The organism is Streptomyces sp. NPDC022910 (genome assembly GCF_055561075.1).
On the sequence record NZ_JBVHHL010000142.1, the window covers coordinates 1 to 3,191 of the forward strand.

At 64.2% G+C, this 3,191-nt stretch carries 3 protein-coding genes and 2 pseudogenes; 2 read left to right on the plus strand and 3 right to left on the minus strand.

The window, feature by feature from the left end; all coding sequences use genetic code 11:
- Window positions 1-280 precede the first annotated feature (280 nt).
- Window positions 281-658: pseudogene (locus ACZ3TS_RS42630) on the plus strand (IS481 family transposase); the annotation flags it as partial.
- A 40-nt stretch (window positions 659-698) separates the two neighbouring features.
- On the opposite strand, the gene ACZ3TS_RS42635 reads toward ACZ3TS_RS42630, so the two are convergent.
- The 3 genes from ACZ3TS_RS42635 to ACZ3TS_RS42645 form a co-directional block, all read right to left on the minus strand.
- Window positions 699-926: a hypothetical protein gene (locus ACZ3TS_RS42635; RefSeq protein WP_467628547.1), complete on the minus strand. Its 228-nt coding sequence runs from the start codon at window positions 924-926 to the stop codon at window positions 699-701.
- Between the two features lie 147 nt (window positions 927-1,073).
- Window positions 1,074-2,326 (minus strand): IS3 family transposase gene (locus ACZ3TS_RS42640; RefSeq protein WP_467628550.1). Its coding sequence is split into 2 segments (ribosomal slippage): window positions 1,074-2,044 and window positions 2,044-2,326, totalling 1,254 coding nucleotides; the frame shifts between segments, so codons are not numbered across the junction.
- Between the two features lie 99 nt (window positions 2,327-2,425).
- Window positions 2,426-2,944: an AAA family ATPase gene (locus tag ACZ3TS_RS42645; RefSeq protein WP_467628553.1), complete on the minus strand. Its 519-nt coding sequence runs from the start codon at window positions 2,942-2,944 to the stop codon at window positions 2,426-2,428.
- A gap of 14 nt (window positions 2,945-2,958) precedes the next feature.
- Between ACZ3TS_RS42645 and ACZ3TS_RS42650 the strand changes: the two are divergent.
- Window positions 2,959-3,081, plus strand: a pseudogene (locus ACZ3TS_RS42650) (site-specific integrase); the annotation flags it as partial.
- Window positions 3,082-3,191 lie beyond the last annotated feature (110 nt).

Below are 3,191 nucleotides of genomic sequence, written 5' to 3' on the forward strand. Positions count from 1 at the left end.
ACAGGCGTGGATCAACGACCCAGCAAAGCGGAGGGAACCCGCGCGACAGATCTCATAGCATTACAAGCGTCTCAATTGACTTGACATCCACCGGGCGGCCTCGCTGTCATGGACGGGTACGTGCTGGAGAGCCTCGACGATCTGATGATGGTTGCCCGCTTCAAGTGGGTGGCTAGTGGGGACCCGTCCACAGTGATGCTGGCCCTGTGTGAAGCGTCTGGATTGCCGCTGGACCGCGACGCCAGACGCGGTCAGTGAGCTTGGACAGCATGCAGTGGGGGTCACCCTCCGGCTCGACGGGAAGGTGCTGCAGGTCCTGGACGAGCAGCGTTCTGCAGGCCACCCTGCCCAGTCCTCTGCCACCCTCGGCCTGCGGGCGCCTGCAAGGTGCTCGGCCGGCCGGGCCGTCACCGCTGCTGCCTCCGCCCGCCGAGCAGGTCGCCGAGCGGACGGTCAGCAGCGTCGGCGGTTTCATGTCGCCGGACAGCGCGTCCAGCTCGGCTGCGGCTATGCCCACCAGGTCGTCACCGCCCACCTGGACGAGGAAACAATCCGCGTCTTCCATGGCCAGGAGCTGATCACCACCGTCCCGCGTGTCACCAGGAAGGAGGTGGTGGTCCGTAAGTCCGGCGAACACAACCGCCGGAAGATCGTCTAGGGCAGACGTCAAGCATCACCCGACGCCAACCCGTCAACCATCAACTGAGACTCGACACGGTCTGGTTGCGCTCGCCTCGGTACTCGTCGAACAGGCTGAAGAACAAGTCGATCGCGAGTACGCCGGCAGCTTCGGCCTCACGCTCGATCTCCGCTGCCCAGCCCAAAGCGCTGTGCCGACCAAGGCGCTTCCACAGCCACTCAGCGAAGGGACCCTGGCTTCCCGGGCTCCAGAAGTCGAAGTCCTCATGCACGCCATGGACGGCCATCGCAGCTCGGTACCCGATCAGCATCGAGTCCAGGTGTTGGAGTGAGCTGCGTCGTAGCCACTCGATGGCCGTAGTCGAGTCTGGTCGAGGAACTCATGGACGTTGCTCAGCTCGGTGAGCTGAACCGCCCCGGGTTCGGTAGAGATCTCAGATTGTGGTTGTGACCTGGGGGTTCGTGAGTTCCGTGTAGTAGTTGGCTTCGTACTCGACGGGCGGGATATGGCCTATCTCACCGTGGAGTCGGCGGTGGTTGTACCAGTCGACCCATTCGGCGGTGGCCAGCTCGACCTGGGAAAGCGTCTTCCAGGGCCGCTGGGGTTTGATCAACTCGGTTTTATACAGGCCGATCGCCGATTCCATCAGGGCGTTGTCGTAGGCGTCGCCGACTGAGCCGATGGACGCGGCTATGCCGGCGGCGTCCAGATGCTCAGCGAGCCTGAACGACGTGTACTGCGACCCGGCATCCGAGTGATGGATCAACTCGCCCGGTCGGATGGGTTGTTGGTCGCGGTCGCGTTGCCAGATCGCCATCTCCAGGGCGTCCAGGACGAAGACGGTCTCCTTGACGGTGGCCGCCGACCAGCCGACGATCCGACGGGAGAAGGTGTCTACGACAAACGCGACGTAGACGGTGGCCGACCATGTCTTCACGTAGGTGAAGTCCGCCACCCAGCAACGGTTGGGGGCGGCGGCGACGAAGTCGCGGTCGAGACGGTCGGGAGCTCGCTCGACCTGCCCGCCGGGAAGCGTGGTAATCACACGCTTGCCGCGGACCGCCCCCTGGATGCCCATCTCCCGCATCAGGCGTTCGACGGTGCACCTGGCCACGACGTGTCCCTGCCGGTTCAGCTCACGCCAGACCTTTCTCGCCCCGTAGACACGGTAGTTGGCGGTGTAAACCTGGCTGATCAGCTCCTTGAGCTGAGCGTCCCGCACCGATCGTGCGGACGGGGCGGCCAGTCGTTTCTTGTGGGCGTAGTAGGTGGAAGGGGCGATCTTGCAGTCGTGCTCGGTGAGCGTCCTGCAGATCGGCTCGACCCCGCCGAAGCGGTCCCGGTGCTCGTCGATGAACGCTACGAGCGTGTGTGTGGCCGGTCGAGCTCGGCCGCGAAGAAACTCGCCGCGGCCTTCAGGATCTCGTTGGCCCGCTTGAGTTCGGCGTTCTCCTTCTTCAGCGCCTTGAGCTGGGCAGACTCCTCCGTCGTCGTCCCCGGGCGCTGGCCCGCGTCGATCTCGTGCTGCTTCACCCAGTTCCGCAGCGTCTCGCGGGAGCCGATGCCGAGCTTCTCCGTCACCGCCTGCAAGGCGGCCGTCTCGTTCGGGTAGTCGTCGCGCACCTCGGCGACCATGCGCACCGCACGGCGGCGGAGCTCAAGCGGGTAACGGGAAGGTCGTGCCATGACTCGATCCTTTCATGAAATCGAGTCTCTATTCGAACCGGGGCGGTTCAAGCTGCCTCGGTTCTCTCCGAGCTCCCTCTTCTCCTGCCATGTGTCGTCCTAGGGCGTGTATCGGAAGTGGAGCTTTTCGGACGGGGGTGGACCGACGAGCGCCGCCAACTGGTCTACGACCTCGACGAGGGGCTTGCGAGTGTCGATCTCCACGGTCGCTGACGAGCGGAGCAGCGGCTCGACCTCGGCGGTGTCCGCCACGATCTGGGCGCGTTGATCTACGGTCTTCCCGAAGGGGTTGGTGTCGCGGGTGGCGATGCGTTCGAGCATGATCTTCAAGGGTGCGCTGAACAGCACAATCTCGTCGAACCGGGGGTAGAACCTGCCCTGGTTCCAGACCGTGCCCGCGATGAACAGCGGCTCCCCCGAGATCTCATGTTCGGTGATCAGCGCGTCGATCCGGTCCTCTCGCCACTGCGGCTCCACGCCGGCGCCATCGGGAAGAGGGACATCCTCGATCCACTTCCCGACGTCGGTGTCCACCACCTTGTATCCCCGCTGTTCCAGCTGCTTCAGGGCCGTCGTCTTGCCTGTACCGGACATGCCCGTCACAAAGATCACAGCCATTCAGTCAGGGTAGGATCCTTGGGCACAGTCAGATCAGCATCACCATGGACGTGTACACGCACGTCGTCCGGGACACCCAGCGCGAGGCCATGAGCCACATGGACCGGTTGCTGCGGAGGCGTCCCGGTCGCCCGTGACCGACCCCGTTGATGTCAGAGGGCGTTAAGTCCCGTTCCAGATGATCTGGTGTCACCCGTTCGTGGGTGACTGGACGGTTCCGCCCTTGTGTCATGTCGTGTGCATGATG